Annotated in this window: 16 protein-coding genes; 13 read left to right on the top strand and 3 right to left on the bottom strand. The window is 66.3% G+C overall.

The window, feature by feature from the left end; translation table 11 throughout:
* Nucleotides 1-251: 251 nt before the first annotated feature.
* From urtB to urtE, 4 genes are all read left to right on the top strand, one after another.
* Nucleotides 252-1,829 carry an urea ABC transporter permease subunit UrtB gene (gene urtB / locus IPM73_05155; GenBank protein ID MBK8917451.1) on the top strand — a complete coding sequence of 526 codons (1,578 nt, stop codon included), beginning with the start codon at nucleotides 252-254 and terminating at the stop codon, nucleotides 1,827-1,829.
* Nucleotides 1,830-1,841: 12 nt separating this feature from the next.
* Entirely contained in the window at nucleotides 1,842-2,954 is a 1,113-nt protein-coding gene (urtC, locus tag IPM73_05150) for an urea ABC transporter permease subunit UrtC (GenBank protein MBK8917450.1), read from the top strand.
* Nucleotides 2,951-3,814 (top strand): urea ABC transporter ATP-binding protein UrtD, encoded by an 864-nt coding sequence (urtD, locus tag IPM73_05145; GenBank protein MBK8917449.1) that lies wholly within the window; start codon nucleotides 2,951-2,953, stop codon nucleotides 3,812-3,814. The genes urtC and urtD overlap by 4 nt, the downstream gene beginning before the upstream one ends.
* Nucleotides 3,815-4,647: 833 nt before the next feature.
* Nucleotides 4,648-5,340, top strand: coding sequence for an urea ABC transporter ATP-binding subunit UrtE (urtE, locus tag IPM73_05140; GenBank protein ID MBK8917448.1), 693 nt, complete (start codon nucleotides 4,648-4,650; stop codon nucleotides 5,338-5,340).
* A gap of 51 nt (nucleotides 5,341-5,391) precedes the next feature.
* On the opposite strand, the gene IPM73_05135 is transcribed toward urtE, so the two are convergent.
* A complete protein-coding gene (locus IPM73_05135) occupies nucleotides 5,392-6,000 on the bottom strand; it encodes a hypothetical protein (GenBank protein ID MBK8917447.1) in 609 nt (202 codons plus the stop codon).
* 95 nt (nucleotides 6,001-6,095) lie between these two features.
* Between IPM73_05135 and queF the strand changes: the two genes are divergently transcribed.
* The 9 genes from queF (at nucleotide 6,096) to ureG (ending at nucleotide 12,862) form a co-directional block, all read left to right on the top strand.
* A complete protein-coding gene (gene queF, locus IPM73_05130) occupies nucleotides 6,096-6,929 on the top strand; it encodes an NADPH-dependent 7-cyano-7-deazaguanine reductase QueF (GenBank protein ID MBK8917446.1) in 834 nt (277 codons plus the stop codon).
* A 93-nt stretch (nucleotides 6,930-7,022) separates the two neighbouring features.
* Nucleotides 7,023-7,901, top strand: coding sequence for an urease accessory protein UreD (locus IPM73_05125; GenBank protein ID MBK8917445.1), 879 nt, complete (start codon nucleotides 7,023-7,025; stop codon nucleotides 7,899-7,901).
* 14 nt (nucleotides 7,902-7,915) lie between these two features.
* Entirely contained in the window at nucleotides 7,916-8,218 is a 303-nt protein-coding gene (locus tag IPM73_05120; protein MBK8917444.1) for an urease subunit gamma, read from the top strand.
* 41 nt (nucleotides 8,219-8,259) lie between these two features.
* Nucleotides 8,260-8,565 carry an urease subunit beta gene (locus IPM73_05115; protein MBK8917443.1) on the top strand — a complete coding sequence of 102 codons (306 nt, stop codon included), beginning with the start codon at nucleotides 8,260-8,262 and terminating at the stop codon, nucleotides 8,563-8,565.
* A gap of 205 nt (nucleotides 8,566-8,770) precedes the next feature.
* A complete protein-coding gene (ureC, locus tag IPM73_05110; GenBank protein ID MBK8917442.1) occupies nucleotides 8,771-10,477 on the top strand; it encodes an urease subunit alpha in 1,707 nt (568 codons plus the stop codon).
* Nucleotides 10,478-10,485: 8 nt separating this feature from the next.
* Nucleotides 10,486-11,010, top strand: a complete 525-nt coding sequence (ureE, locus tag IPM73_05105) for an urease accessory protein UreE (GenBank protein ID MBK8917441.1) — start codon at nucleotides 10,486-10,488, stop codon at nucleotides 11,008-11,010.
* An 88-nt stretch (nucleotides 11,011-11,098) separates the two neighbouring features.
* On the top strand, nucleotides 11,099-11,350 hold the full coding sequence (locus IPM73_05100) for a DUF1161 domain-containing protein (protein MBK8917440.1): 252 nt from the start codon (nucleotides 11,099-11,101) through the stop codon (nucleotides 11,348-11,350).
* A gap of 205 nt (nucleotides 11,351-11,555) precedes the next feature.
* Complete coding sequence (locus IPM73_05095; protein MBK8917439.1) at nucleotides 11,556-12,248, top strand: urease accessory protein UreF; 693 nt, start codon at nucleotides 11,556-11,558, stop codon at nucleotides 12,246-12,248.
* Nucleotides 12,249-12,250: 2 nt separating this feature from the next.
* A complete protein-coding gene (gene ureG, locus IPM73_05090; protein MBK8917438.1) occupies nucleotides 12,251-12,862 on the top strand; it encodes an urease accessory protein UreG in 612 nt (203 codons plus the stop codon).
* On the opposite strand, the gene IPM73_05085 is transcribed toward ureG, so the two are convergent.
* Together IPM73_05085 and nuoN are read right to left on the bottom strand one after the other, a co-directional pair.
* The gene (locus tag IPM73_05085; GenBank protein ID MBK8917437.1) at nucleotides 12,786-13,475 is read right to left on the bottom strand and encodes an NUDIX hydrolase; all 690 of its coding nucleotides are present in this window, start codon (nucleotides 13,473-13,475) and stop codon (nucleotides 12,786-12,788) included. The genes ureG and IPM73_05085 overlap by 77 nt on opposite strands.
* Nucleotides 13,476-13,536: 61 nt before the next feature.
* A complete protein-coding gene (nuoN, locus tag IPM73_05080; GenBank protein MBK8917436.1) occupies nucleotides 13,537-15,021 on the bottom strand; it encodes an NADH-quinone oxidoreductase subunit NuoN in 1,485 nt (494 codons plus the stop codon).
* Between the last annotated feature and the right edge of the window lie 6 nt (nucleotides 15,022-15,027).

The following is a 15,027-nucleotide window of genomic DNA, read 5'->3' as shown; positions in this document are numbered from 1 at the left end:
TGCCCACCCGACGGGTGAGTGATTCGTAGGGCGCGGAGGTCCAGGGCACAAGGCATTCCGGGGATCGACAAGCGGCCAACCGAGGTTTCAAGGATGTTTGCGCAGCCCGGGGTACCCGTTTCCTGGCGGGCGAAACCCCGGGTTGCAGGGGTTTGGGGGCACGACCCTACCCCTACGCAATTCGCCGTATTCCTGATTCCCCCCCGGGCCCGTAATCTGGCGCTGCACCGCACAAAAGCGGATGGAGCCCCATGTTCAGAACTCTTGTCACTGCATTCCTCTGCGCCACCGCGCTTTCCGCCCAGGGTGCCGTGGATCCGGCTCTGGTGCGCCGCCTGGCGGCGGAGGACTCCACGGAGAAAGTCGCCGCCATTCGCGCGATCGCCCAGGCCGCCGATGCGGATGCAGCCCGCATCCTGAAAGCCATGGCCGAGGACAGTCTTTTTCTCGCGGGCGAGTCCGTCGTGGTCATCGAGGGCGAGAAAGCCCTCGACGCAACCACCGGAAAGGAAGTGAGCCTGCCCGAGAACCCGGAGGCAATCACGGTCAATAACCGCCTGCGCGGCGAACTGGCCAATGCCCTGGCAGCCCTGAAGCTCTTCGACGCCGACCCCGCCGTGCGCAGTGCATCGGCCCGCAAACTGCAGAGCAGTCCCGACGTCGCCATGGCCCCGCTGCTGGCCCGGGCCCTGGAGCAGGAAAGCGACCCGGAGATCAAGGCGCTCCTGGCCGACGCCCACGCCCAGGCCAGCCTGAAGGACACCAACCCGCAAGTACGCCTCATGGCGGTGCAAACCCTGGCCGGATCTTCTTCGCCGGCAGTAAAAAGTCTGCTCCTGCCCCTCACCGACAAGGCCAGCGAGGCGGAAGACTCCGTGCGCTACGCCGCCATCGAGGCAGTCAAGGCCATCGAACGCCGCCTGGCCTGGGGCGACACCCTGGCCAGCATCTTCTCGGGGCTGTCCCTGGGCAGCATCCTGCTTCTCGCCGCCCTGGGGCTGGCCATCACCTACGGGGTGATGGGGGTCATCAACATGGCCCATGGCGAGCTGCTCATGATCGGCGCCTACTCGGCCTACGGCATGCAGAGCCTGTTCCGGGCCTACGCGCCGGAGTACGTCGATTGGTATCTTCCGGCCGCCGTTCCGGTGGCCTTCTTTGCCGCGGCCGCGGTGGGGGTGGTGATGGAGCGTACGGTGATCCGCTGGTTGTACGGGCGCACCCTGGAGACCCTCCTGGCCACCTGGGGCCTGTCGCTGATCCTGATCCAGGCGGCCCGCGTCCTGTTCGGTGCCCAGAACGTGGAAGTGGCCAACCCGAGCTGGATGTCGGGCGGCATCGCCCTCCTGCCCAACCTGCTGCTGCCCTGGAACCGCATCATCATCGTCGGCTTCGCCCTCTTCGTGCTCTTCCTGGTGTGGGTGCTGATGAACCGCACCCGGCTGGGCATGTTCGTGCGGGCGGTGACCCAGAACCGGCCCATGGCCGCCTGTGTCGGGGTGCCCACGGCGCGCATCGATACCCTGGCTTTCGCCCTCGGCGCGGGCATCGCCGGCCTGGGGGGGGTGGCGCTCTCGCAGATTTCCAACGTGGGGCCGGACATGGGCCAGGGCTATATCGTCGATTCCTTCATGGTGGTGGTAGTGGGCGGCGTAGGGCAACTGGCCGGCGCCGTCTGGGCCGCCCTGGGCCTGGGGATTTTCTCCAAGGTGCTGGAGGGCTGGGCCGGGGCAGTGATCGCCAAGATTCTGGTCCTCGTCGCCATCATCGTCTTCATCCAGAAGCGTCCCCAGGGCATCTTCGCCCTCAAGGGCCGCTTCGTCGAATAAGCCTCGCACGCCATGCGCCAGCCCCTCGTCATCCGCATCCTCTCCGCCCTGGACGCCAAGGCCTGGACAGCCCTGGGCGCCTTTCTGGCCATCGCCCTGGTGGTCGTTCCTGTCCTGCACCTGGCGGTGCCCGAGGACAGCGCCTTGCACGTCTCCACCTACGCCATCACCCTGGTGGGCAAGATTCTCTGCTACGCCCTGGTGGCGGTGGCCATGGACCTCATCTGGGGCTACGGCGGCATCCTCTCCCTGGGGCACGGCCTCTTCTTCGCCCTGGGCGGCTACGGCTTCGGCATGTACCTCATGCGCCAGATCGGCCGCGACGGCAGCTACCAGAGCGACCTGCCGGATTTCATGGTCTTCCTGGACTGGAAGGAACTGCCCTGGTTCTGGCTGGGCAGCGACCAGTTCGCCTGGTCCATGCTCCTGGTGGTGGCGGTGCCGGCCCTGGTGGCCTTCGTCTTCGGCTACTTCGCCTTCCGCTCGCGCATCAAGGGGGTGTATTTCTCCATCATCACCCAGGCGCTGACCTACGCCGCCATGCTGCTTTTCTTCAGAAACGAGACCGGCTTCGGCGGCAACAACGGTTTCACCGACTTCAAGCGCATCCTGGGCTACGGCATCACCTCTTCCGAAATGCGCCTGGTGCTCTTCGGCCTTTCCGCCCTGGCCCTGGCCGCAGCCCTGGTCTTTGCCGCCTGGCTGGTGCAATCCAAGTTCGGCCGCGTGCTCACCGCCATCCGCGACGCCGAATCCCGGGTCATGTTCATCGGCTACAACCCGCTCTGGTACAAGCTCGCCATCTGGACCGTCTCGGCCGTGCTGTGCGGCATCGCCGGCGCCCTCTATGTGCCCCAGGTGGGCATCATCAATCCCTCGGAAATGAGCCCCGCCAATTCCATCGAAATCGCCATCTGGGTGGCGGTGGGCGGACGCGGCACCCTCATCGGTCCGGTCATCGGCGCCTTTGTCGTCAATCTGGCCAAAAGCTGGTTTACCGTAAGCTTCCCGGAATACTGGCTGTTCTTCCTGGGCCTGCTGTTCATCGTCGTCACCCTCCTGCTCCCGCGCGGCCTGGTGGGCCTGTGGAAGCAACTGAAGGCCCGCTCCGGAGCCCGCCCATGAGTCCCGCCGCCGCCCCCCTCGTCGACGAGCCCACCGCCGATCCCCTCAACGACGCCCATCCGGAAGGCAGCGACGGCCTCGACCAGATGGGCCACGCCGTCACCGGCGACCTGGACCTCTCCCACGGCGTCGCCCTCTACCTGGAAGACATCACGGTGAGCTTCGACGGCTTCAAGGCCCTCAACGCCCTCACCCTGTCCATCGACGCCGGCGAACTGCGCTGCATCATCGGCCCCAACGGCGCCGGCAAGACGACCATGATGGACGTCATCACCGGCAAGACGCGGCCCGATTCCGGCAAGGCCTTCTTCGGCCAGACCCTGGACCTCACTCGCCTTTCGGAACCCCAGATCGCCCACGCCGGCATCGGCCGCAAGTTCCAGAAGCCCACGGTGTTCGAAAACCATACGGTGTTCGAAAACCTGGAACTGGCCATGACCACCGACAAACGGGCCTGGAAAAGCCTGCTGGCCTGGCTTTCCGGCGATGAACGCGACCGCATCACCGACACCCTCAAACTCATCCGCCTGGACCACGAGGCCGACCGCCCGGCGGGCCTTCTCTCCCACGGCCAGAAGCAATGGCTGGAAATCGGCATGCTCCTCATGCAGGACCCCAAGCTCCTGCTCCTGGACGAACCCGTCGCCGGCATGACCGACGATGAAACCATGCGCACGGCGGACCTCTTCGTCTCCCTCGCCGGCAAGCATTCCCTGGTGGTGGTCGAGCACGACATGGCCTTCGTCGAAAAACTGGGGGGCAAGGTGACCGTGCTGCACGAGGGGTCGGTGCTGGCGGAAGGGGATCTGGCGACGGTGCAGAATGATCAGCGGGTGATCGAGGTTTATCTTGGGAGGTGAAACTCGCTCGTTGGGCTTGTTGTGGACCGCGGACCATGGGTTCGGGGAACCTGCGCGGCCGCAAGGCCCTAGAACGACTTGGCCTTTTTCACTGGGGGCAGTTGGGTTTGCTGAACCCTGGGGTTCCGCCTTGAGGGCGTGTAACTTTCTCTTGCTTCGCCAAGAGAAAGTCACCAAAGAGAAGGCGACCCCAGGGTCGACGCCGGGCGTTGCCCGGTCCCTTGCGCTACTCGGGCTCCCGGGCGGGTCGCTAAACTCGCCTGCGGCTCAGACAACGCGACCCGAAGGCCCCCGGAAGCCCTGCGTTGCTCAGCGTCTTCCATGGGGGGAGAGGCGTCCTGGCTCAAGGGCCGGGTCGGTGTTCTTGGTTGGCTCCGTGCGGACGATGGGCTTGAAGGGGTACGGCCTTTCAGCCCGGCCGCTTCTGGGCCCCTTGAGAGGAGCCGAGCAACGCAGGGGGCTTGGGGGAAGTCGGCTCGCGTTGTCTGAGCCCCCATCGGGGGCGAGTTTAGCGAGCCGCCCAAGCCCCCGAGTAGCGCAGGGGACCCCGCAACGCGGGGCTCCGACCCAGGGGTGGCTTTTTCTTTGGCTACTTTCTTTTTGCCACCAAAAAGAAAGTATGCCCGCGCCTCCAGCGCGGAAACCATGGGTTCAGAAAAACGGTCAGGCCGGGGAGTTGCGATGAAACCCCGGGGTTCAGAAAAGCGGCCAGACCAAGGAGTCACAGTGAAAATCACGGGTTCAGAAAACCGTGCCGCCCCGGGAACCGCGTTGAACCCCAGGGGTTCGGAAAGCCGCCCCACCCCCATCAACCAAACCAGCCCCTGACCCCCATGCTCCAAATCGACTCCCTCCACCAAGCCTACGGCGGCAGCCACATCCTCCGGGGGCTCAGTTTTACCGTCGAGACCGGCAAGGTCACCACCCTCCTGGGCCGCAACGGCGTGGGCAAGACGACGCTGCTGAAGGCGCTCATGGGACTGGTCCCGACCCGTTCCGGAAGCATCACCTTCGACGGGCGCGACATCACCGCCCTTGCGCCCCACGATCGGGTCCGGGCCGGCATCGGCTACGTGCCCCAGGGGCGGGAAATCTTTCCCCGTCTGACGGTGGAGGAAAATCTCCTCATGGGGCTGGCGACCCAGAAGAGCGGCACCCGGATTCCCGAGCGCATCTTCGACATGTTCCCGGTGTTGAGGCAGATGCTGCACCGCCGCGGCGGGGACCTTTCCGGGGGCCAGCAGCAGCAGCTTGCCATCGGCCGCGCCCTGGCCATGGGCCCCAAGCTCCTCATCCTCGACGAGCCCACCGAGGGCATCCAGCCGTCGATCATCAAGGACATCGAGCGCGCCATCCGCACCCTGGCCCAGAGCGGCGAAATGGCCATCCTGCTGGTGGAACAGTATTACGACTTCGCCGAATCCCTGGCCGACCAGTACCTCCTGATGGAGCGCGGCGAATTCATCATGCGCGGCAGCGGGGAAACCATGCCTTCAGACGGGGTGCGGGAGGCACTGGCGGTATAGGTTCCCGTGCCATGGCACGCTTCCGCGCCATCGAGGAAAGGCGGGTCGCGCTCAGGCTCCGGTTGCCAGCAGGTAGATCAGGATCGCCCCCATAGCCAGTCCCGCGGCCCCCAGGAAGAAGGGAAGGCTGAACCAGGCGTTGAATAGGCCGGGGACGACCACAAAGAGGACGAGGGGTATCCAGGTTCCCCAGGCGTGGAATCTGGCATCGTCAGTTCCCGCCGACGCCTCTCCCTGGGCCCGCAACTCGATCCAGGCCATGAACGCGCTGAAGCAGAAATAGGTGCCACAGAGAAAGATGAGCAGTGCGCCCGCCGCAATCGCCTTGCCCGCGGGGCCCCAGTTGCTGCCCGCAAGACCCTGCGCGAGGGACAGGAAATGCCCGGCATTAGCCGCGTTGCAGCCGGTGATTGCGAGCACGGCCAGCACCATCAATCCGAGATGATGGCCACAAAATTCCTTCAAGCGCGCTTCACGGGCAGAAGCGACGGCCAAGCGGCGAAGCTTCTTCAGCGCGGGGAGCGGAACGAGGGCAAGGATCGGATGATCGGAACCGGGGCATGAACGCGTCGAGGTTCGAGACTCGGTTTCGTCATGTTCCATAGCCATTGCCCCCACGAAGTTCCATCCATTGTCATATCCCGCATGCACTTTCAACAAGCAAAATATGCGCAGGGATCGTGAAGTGCTTCTCAAGCTGCGCGGACGATGTCGGTCTCCCGCCGCGTCCAGCAGCACCGGGCTAAAATGTCGCCATGCCTCCCGACACCCGCAACGACTCCCCCCTCGGCAAACCCACCGAGTACCGTTCCTCCTACGCGCCTGAACTGCTCTACCCCATTCCCCGCCAGCTCAAGCGGGATGAATTGGGCCTGGACGCGGCAGCGCTGCCCTTCGTAGGGGAAGATTTATGGAATGCCTACGAGCTGTCCTGGCTCGACCTGCGGGGCAAGCCCGTGGTGGCCCTGGGGCGCTTTCGGGTGCCGGCGGCGAGTCCCTGCCTGGTGGAATCGAAGTCCTTGAAGCTCTATCTCAATTCCTTCAATCAGACAGCCTTTGCCAATCTGGCCACGGTGCGGGAGACCATCGCGCTGGATCTCGGTGCGGCGGCGGGCGCTCCGGTGGCGGTGGATCTGGCCGACCTGCGCGACAGGCCGGCGGTTTTTTTCGGCTACCCGCCGGGGGAGTGCCTCGACGGCCTGGACGTGGCCTGCGAGGCCTACCTGCCGGCCCCCGACCTGCTCGGCGCCGCGGACGGCCCCGTCGTCGAGGAATGCCTCTACTCGCACCTGCTGAAGTCCAACTGCCTGGTGACCGGCCAGCCGGACTGGGCGACGGTGGTGATCCGCTACCGGGGGCGGCCCATGGACCGGGAAGGCTTGCTGCGCTACATCGTCTCCTTTCGCAACCATAACGAATTCCACGAACAGTGCGTCGAGCGCATGTTTTGCGACCTGAGCCGCCGCTGCGCCCCCGAGGCCCTGGCGGTCTATGCCCGCTACACGCGGCGCGGCGGCCTGGATATCAATCCCTTCCGCAGCAGCGGCGAGTACGCCGCCCCCCAGGATCTGCGGGAGCCGCGCCAGTAGGGCTTTGCCGCCGGCCAGTCCCTGCCCGCTATTGGCCAGTCCTGCGCATTCCTGCGTATTTCCGCGCCCCGCCCCATCGCGGATAATGCCGCGATGACTTCCCGCCTTCCGGATTCCGCTGCGCAGCCCGCTTCCTGCTGGCAGGCCGAACTGCGCCTGGACTTCGCCCGCAGCGGTGCCCGGACGGTGCTGGAGGGCAATCGCCACCGCGGGCCCCTGCGGGTGCAGAAGGCGCTGTACCCTGAGGGAGAGGACGTCTGCCAGGCCATCGTGCTGCATCCGCCTTCCGGCATCGCCGGGGGGGATCGCTTGAGCCTGGCCGCCCACCTGGGGCCGGGCGCCCACGCCCAGCTCACCACGCCGGGGGCCGGCAAGTGGTATCGCAGCGCCGGGGCAGAAGCTTCCCAGACCCTGGATTTCACCCTCGCCGCGGGCGCCACCCTGGAGTGGCTGCCCCAGGAGAGCATCGTCTTCGACGGCGCCCGGGCGCGCATGAGCGCCAGCGTGGCCCTGGCCGCCGACGCCCGCTACCTCGGCTGGGACATCCTCTGCCTGGGACGCCGGGCTTCCGGGGAGCGCTTCGCCACAGGGCGATGCGATTTGGCCCTGAGCCTGAGCCGGGACGGCCGGCCCCTGTGGCATGAGCAGGGCGGTTTCGACGGCGGCGACCGGCTGCTCTCCAGCCCCGTCGGCTGGGCGGGGGCCACCGTGGCCGGCACCTTGTTGTGCGCCTTTCCCGAACTCCCCGCCCACGCGGCGGGCCTGCTGCAAGCCTGCCGTGCCGTCGCGCCGGCCGACGGCGCCCGCCATGGCCTGACCGTCCTGCCCGGTGCCGGCGGCGGCGTGCTGGCGGCGCGTTATCTGGGCGACGGGAGCGAAGCGGCCCGCCTGTGGTTCGTCGCCCTGTGGCAAGTCCTGCGGCCCGCCTGCTGCGGCCGCCAGGCCGTCGTCCCCCGTATCTGGAACACCTGACAAGGATTTCCCCCATGGAACTCACCCCCCGCGAAAAGGACAAGCTCCTCATCTTCACCGCCGGTCTCCTGGCCGAGCGCCGGCTGGCCAAGGGAATGAAGCTCAACTACCCGGAGGCGGTGGCCCTCATCACCTGCGCCATCCTGGAAGGGGCCCGGGAGGGCCGCCCGGTGGCCGAACTGATGCACGCCGGCACCCGCGTCCTGTCCCGCGCCCAGGTGATGGATGGCGTGCCGGAAATGATCCCCGACATCCAGGTGGAGGCGACCTTCCCCGACGGCACCAAACTGGTCACCGTCCACCACCCGATCCCCTGATTCCGCCCTTCTCCCCTCTCCCTTTCCCCCGAAGGCCCGCCATGATCCCCGGTGAACTCCTCGCCCAAGCCGGCGAAATCGAACTGAACGCCGGCCGCCCGACGCTCACGCTGTCGGTGGCCAATACCGGCGACCGGCCGATCCAGGTCGGTTCCCACTACCATTTCTTCGAAACCAACGCCGCCCTGGCCTTCGACCGGGAAGCGGCGCGGGGCTACCGCCTCGATATCGCCGCCGGCACCGCGGTGCGCTTCGAGCCGGGCCAGTCGCGCACCGTGCAACTCGTCGCCCTGGCCGGAGACCGCAAGGTCTACGGCTTTCGCGGCTTGATCCAGGGGGCGCTGTGAGCGCCCCCGCCCGGCCGCCCGAAGGGGGCGCTCTCCCTCCCGCGGGGAGGACATCGCGCAGCGAACGGGCTGCCGCGGGGACATACAAAGCCATGGATGGATCCGAAACGCCCGTTTCCCTCACCCCCGGCCCCTCTCCCGCGATGCGGGCGAGGGGGGATAACGGAGACACTTCGCGTCTTTTACATCGCTGGAGGGTTGTTCAATGAGCACCAGGATCACACGCCAGGCCTACGGCGAAATGTTCGGCCCCACGGTCGGAGACCGGCTGCGGCTGGCCGACACCGAACTCATCGTCGAGGTGGAGAAGGACTACACGATCTACGGCGAGGAAGTGAAATTCGGCGGCGGCAAGGTCATCCGCGACGGCATGGGCCAGGGTCAGCGCGTTTCGTCGCAGACTGCGGATACGGTCATCACCAATGCCCTGATCGTCGATGCGGTGACCGGCATCGTCAAGGCCGACATCGGCCTCAAGGACGGCCGCATCGCCGCCATCGGCAAGGCCGGCAATCCGGACATCCAGCCCGGGGTGACCATCGTCATCGGCCCGGGCACCGAGATCATCGCCGGCGAGGGCATGATCGTCACCGCCGGGGGCATCGACACCCACATCCATTTCATCTGCCCGCAGCAGATCGAGGAGGCGCTCCATTCCGGCGTCACCACCATGATCGGCGGCGGCACCGGGCCGGCCACCGGCACCTTCGCCACCACCTGCACGCCGGGGCCCTGGCACATCCACCGCATGCTGGAGGCGGCGGAGGCCTTCCCCATGAACCTCGGTTTCCTGGGCAAGGGCAACGCCAGCCTGCCCGAGGCCCTGCGCGAGCAGGTGGCGGCCGGCGCCATCGGCCTCAAGCTGCACGAGGATTGGGGCACCACGCCGGCGGCCATCGACTGCTGCCTCTCGGTGGCCGAGGACATGGACGTCCAGGTCGCCATCCACAGCGACACCCTGAACGAATCCGGCTTCGTCGAGGCAACTCTCGCCGCCCTCAAGGGCCGCACCATCCACACCTTCCACACGGAAGGCGCCGGTGGCGGTCACGCGCCGGACATCATCCGGGCGGCGGGGCTGGAGAACGTGCTGCCCAGTTCGACCAACCCCACCATGCCCTACACGGTGAATACCATCGACGAGCACCTGGACATGCTCATGGTCTGTCACCACCTGGATCCGGCCATCGCCGAGGATGTGGCCTTCGCCGAATCCCGCATCCGGCGGGAGACCATCGCCGCCGAGGACATCCTGCACGACCTGGGCGTGTTTTCCATGATGTCCTCCGATTCCCAGGCCATGGGGCGGGTGGGCGAAGTCATCCTGCGCACCTGGCAGACGGCCCACAAGATGAAGCTCCAGCGCGGCACCCTGCGCGAGGATACGGCGCGGGCGGACAACTTCCGCGTCAGGCGCTACATCGCCAAATACACCATCAACCCGGCGCTGACCCACGGCATCGCCCATACGGTAGGTTCCGTCGAAGTGGGCAAGCTGGCCGATCTGGTCCTGTGGCGGCCGGCCTTCTTCGGCGTGAAGCCTTCCCTCATCCTCAAGGGGGGCATGATCGCCGCCGCCGCCATGGGCGATCCCAACGCTTCCATCCCCACCCCCCAGCCGGTGCATTACCGGCCCATGTTCGGCAGTTTCGGCAAGGCGCTCAAGACCTCGGTCACCTTCGTCTCCCAAGCCGCCCTGGACAACCCGGCCGTCGCCGCCCTGGGCCTGGAAAAGCCTCTGGTGGCAGTGTCCGGGACGCGCAAGCTGCGCAAGAAGGACATGGTGCTCAACGGCGCCACGCCCGACATCACCGTCGATCCCGAGACCTACGTGGTCAAGGCCGACGATGTACACCTGGTCTGCGAACCGGCCAGCGAGCTGCCCCTGGCCCAGCGCTACTTCCTCTTCTGAACCCTTCCATGCTCATTCTGAATCGCCGTACCGACGCCCCGGCCACCGATTCCGTCGCCCTGCCCTACGACGAAAGGAAGCGCACCCGCCTCAGGGTGATTCTGGCTTCCGGCCGCGAGGCGGGCATCTTCCTCGAAAGGGGCGCCCCCCTGCACAACGGCGACCGTCTGATGGCCGAGGACGACGCCACCGTGGTGGAAGTCACCGCCGCATCGGAGGCTCTCATCGAGGCCAGCGCCGACAGCCCTCTGCTCTTCGCCCGGGCGGCCTACCACCTGGGCAACCGCCATGTTCCGGTCCAGATCGAAGCCACCGCCAGCGGCGGCCGCCTGCGCTTCCAGGCCGACCACGTGCTGGCAGCGATGGTGCAGGGCCTGGGCTGCACCGTGCGGGAGGCTGAAGCGCCCTTCCAGCCGGAATCGGGCGCCTACGGCGGCGGACATGCCCACGGGGCCGGCGGAGAAGGGCCCGATTTACACCACCCCGGCCACGGCCCGCACCGATCCGTGCCCAAAATCCATCAATTTCGCTGAACGGCGCCGCCTCCTCCCCAATGACAATGGACAAGTACCGCCGTGGGGGCTAGCCTTCGGATCAGAATAATCATGGAGGAAGCCGTTCATGAAACACCTGCTCACCCTGCTGGCCCTGGCCGGCTTCGCGCTGCCCGCCCCGGCGGCCGGCCTGGACTGCGACGAATTGATCGACAAGATTTCCCGCCGTCTGGAATCCAAGCACGTCACCGACTACCAGCTGAAGGCCGTGCCGGTGGAAGAGAAGCACCCGGGCAAGGAAGTCGGGCGCTGCGAGCGAGGCTCCAGGAAGGTCATGCTCGAGCGGGGCAAGTCCGACAACAAGGCGGACGCGGAATAATCCCGCGCCCCGGCCCCGCGCCGTTTCCGGGCAGGGCGTGGCAGGGCCGCAGCCCCCTGTCACCCGCAACAAGGGAGCGAGGTCGATGGCAAAGCCAGGGCGCGTCCGCAAACCCCTCTCCCTGCGCCGCGGCCTGTAACCCGGCAGTCCCCCCGCACAATTGGCGCTGCACGGCTTCCACGGGCGCTATTCGGGGACTCGCACTTTGAGCGCCGCTTCCCTCCTCCCCCTCGCCCGCCTGCTGCAACTGGCCAGCCCGGCCCTGCCGGTGGGGGCCTATACCTACTCCCAGGGACTCGAATGGGCGGTGCAATGCGGCACCGTCAGCGACGAGGCCAGCGCCGGCCAGTGGATCGGCGATTTTCTGGAGCTGGGCCTGGGCCGTTTCGAATTGCCTCTGCTGGCCGCCGCCCTGACCGCCTGGCAAACGCAGGATACGACCCGCCTCGACGCCCTGGACGCCCTCTTCCTCGCCAGCCGGGAAGCGGCGGAACTGCGCGCGGAAACCGTGCAGATGGGCTTTTCCCTGCGCCGCCTGGCCCGCGAACTCGGCGACCCCTGCCTGGAACCCCTTCTGGCCTGGTCGGCGCCCCGGACGGAAGTGTCCTTTCCCCTCCTGTGGGCAGGGTTTGCAAGGGCCTGGGCCCTCGAGGAGGGAGCCGCCCTGGCGGCCTACCTCTGGTCCTGGGCCGAAAATCAGGTGATCGCCGCCCTCAAGGCTGTCCCCCTGGGGCAGGCCGCCGGCCAGCGCCTCCTGGCCGGTCTCGGGGCCCGCATTCCCCAGACCGTCGCGGCAGCCCTCGCCTTGCCGCCCGCCTCCTGGTGCAACACCGCGCCGGCCCTCGCCATCGCCAGTTGCCGTCACGAAACCCAGTACTCCCGCCTCTTCCGCTCCTGAATATGTCCACACCCGCTCTCCGCGTCGGCATCGGCGGCCCCGTCGGCTCCGGCAAGACCGCCCTCACCCTCGCCCTCTGCCAGGCCCTCCGGGACCGCATCGACATGGCCGTCGTCACCAACGACATCTACACCGCCGAGGACGCCAAGTTCCTCGTCGCCCATTCCGCCCTGGCGGCGGAACGCATCATCGGCGTCGAAACCGGCGGCTGCCCCCACACCGCCATCCGCGAGGACGCCTCCATCAACCTCGAAGCGGTGGACCGTCTGCAACGGGCTTTCCCCGGCGTCGAATTGATCCTGGTCGAATCCGGCGGCGACAACCTGGCGGCAACCTTCTCGCCGGAGCTCTCGGACCTCACCCTCTACGTCATCGACGTGGCCGCCGGCGAAAAGATCCCCCGCAAGGGCGGGCCGGGTATCACCAAGTCCGACCTCCTGGTCATCAACAAGATCGACCTCGCACCCCTGGTGGGCGCCTCCCTGGAAGTCATGGCCCGCGACGCCAAAGCCCAGCGCGGTGATCGCCCCTTCGTGTTCACCAACCTGAAGACCGGCGAGGGCCTGGAGACGGTGATCGCTTTTCTGCGGGAGCGGGGGATGCTGGGGATTTGACTGCTGCTGCACGCAGGATGGCCGAATTCCCTGCCCCCTCGCTCCCGCAAGGCGACCACTTCCGGCTGAACAGCGCTTCAGCCCAATAGAGCGCCGTAATGGTCTTGGCGTCGGTGATCTCGCCCCTGAACACCGCTTCCCGCGCCGCCTCGGGGGCGAGTTCCAGAAGATCGAGGAACTCGTTGTGGTCCAGAGACTGGCCCGCCACTTGGCGTAAGCCTCGGGCAAGAAAGATTTCGATGCGTTCGTCGGAGTATCCGATGCAGGGGTGCATCACGCCCAGGTAGTCCCAGGAGGAAGCCTCGTAGCCGGTTTCTTCGAGGAGTTCGCGCTGGCCAGCGAGCAGGATGTCCTCGCCGGTGTCGATCTTGCCAGCCGGGAGTTCCAGAAATGCCCTGCGCAAGGGATAGCGGAACTGGCGTTCGAAGAGCAGGGCTCCGTTGTCGAGCACCGGGATGATGACCACCGCCCCCGGATGGACGACGTATTCCCGGATCGACTCCGCGCCATTGGGCAGACGTACGCGGTCGCAGCGTACTTCCAGCAGGCAGCCTTTGAAGGCGACTTCGCTGGCAAGGGGTTCTTCGGTCAGATGGGGATGGTCGGGAATCACGGTCTACTCCAAGCAAAACGCCCCGGCGGGCGGGGCGTTTGAGGCGAGGCTGCTGCGGCGGTCAGAGCGATTGGGCCAGCGCCACCGTGCACAACTGAACGAGATCCCCCGGGAAGAGACCCAGAAGGGCCACAACCAGGGCGTTGACGGAAACCAGGATGCGGGTGTCCAGGGGCGCGCTCAGGGGGCTGTCGTCCTTGGGCGCGTCGAAGTACATGAGCTTGACGACGCGCAGGTAGTAGAAGGCGCCGATGAGCGAGAAGGCCACTGCAACGATGGCCAGCCAGATGTAGCCGGAAATGACCACCGCCTGCAGAACGGCAAACTTGGCGAAGAAGCCGACGAAGAAGGGAATACCCGCCATGGAGAACATGAGCATGAGCATCATGCCGGCGAACCAGGGGCTGCGCTTGTTGAGTCCCTTGAAGTCTTCCAGGTTATCCGCCTCGAAGCCAGACCGGGCCAGCAGAAGAATCATGCCGAAGGAACCGGCCGACATGAGCACGTAGGCCAGGACATAGAACATGGACGAACTGTAGGCGTTGAGCACCAGGTTGGGGTCGATACGCCCCCCCACCACGCCGCTGACGATGCCGAGGAGCATGAAGCCCATGTGGGAAATGGCGGAGTAGGCCAGCATGCGCTTCAGGTTGGTCTGGGCGATGGCCGCCAGATTGCCGATGGCCATGGACAGCACGGCCAGGATGATGAGCATGGCCTGCCAATCCAGCGCCAGGGCCAGAAGGCCATTGACCAGAAGGCGGATGGTGATGGCGAAGGCAGCCAGCTTGGGGGCGGAACCGATGAACAGGGTAACCGCGGTGGGAGCACCGTGATAGACGTCCGGGATCCACATGTGGAAGGGAACCACACCCAGCTTGAAGGCCAGACCGGCGACCAGGAAAACGAGGCCGAAGACGAGCACGGTCTTGTTGGCTCCACCATGGGCGAGACGCTCGCCGATGCCGGTGATTTCAAGCGTGCCGGTGGCACCATAGATCATGGACATGCCGTAGAGCAGCATGCCGGAAGCCAGGGCGCCCAGAACAAAGTACTTCATCGCCGCCTCGCTGGACACCACCGAGTCGCGGTTCATGGCCACCATGGCGTAGAGCGAGAGCGAGAGAAGTTCCAGGCCCAGGTAGATGGTGACGAAGTGATTGGCCGAAATCATCACCATCATGCCGAGGGTGGCGAAGAGGGCCAGCACGTAGTACTCACCCTTGTTCATCGACTCCCGCTCCAGGATGTAGCCACGGGAGTAGAAGAGGACGACGATCACCGTCACATAGAGGAAGAGCTTGAGCAGGGTACCCATCAGGTCAGCAACGAACATGTTGCTGAAGGTGTACATGACCTGCGGGCTGGCAACGCCGTACTGGATGACGAAGCAGCCGACCAGGGTCAACTGGGTGAGCGCAAAGGTGAGGGTGCGGCGGCGATCCTTGACCAGGAGGTCCACCAGGAGAAGGATCGAGGCCATCGCGGCCAGGAAGAGTTCCGGCGCGGCGGGCAGGAGATCGGGGACAACGAAATTGTCGAACATGTCGGC

It is taken from the genome of Betaproteobacteria bacterium, assembly GCA_016720065.1.
GTDB lineage: Bacteria > Pseudomonadota > Gammaproteobacteria > Burkholderiales > Rhodocyclaceae > SSSZ01.
The sequence above is the reverse complement of the archived record's forward strand: the minus strand, read 5'-3'. Positions and strand labels throughout refer to the sequence as shown.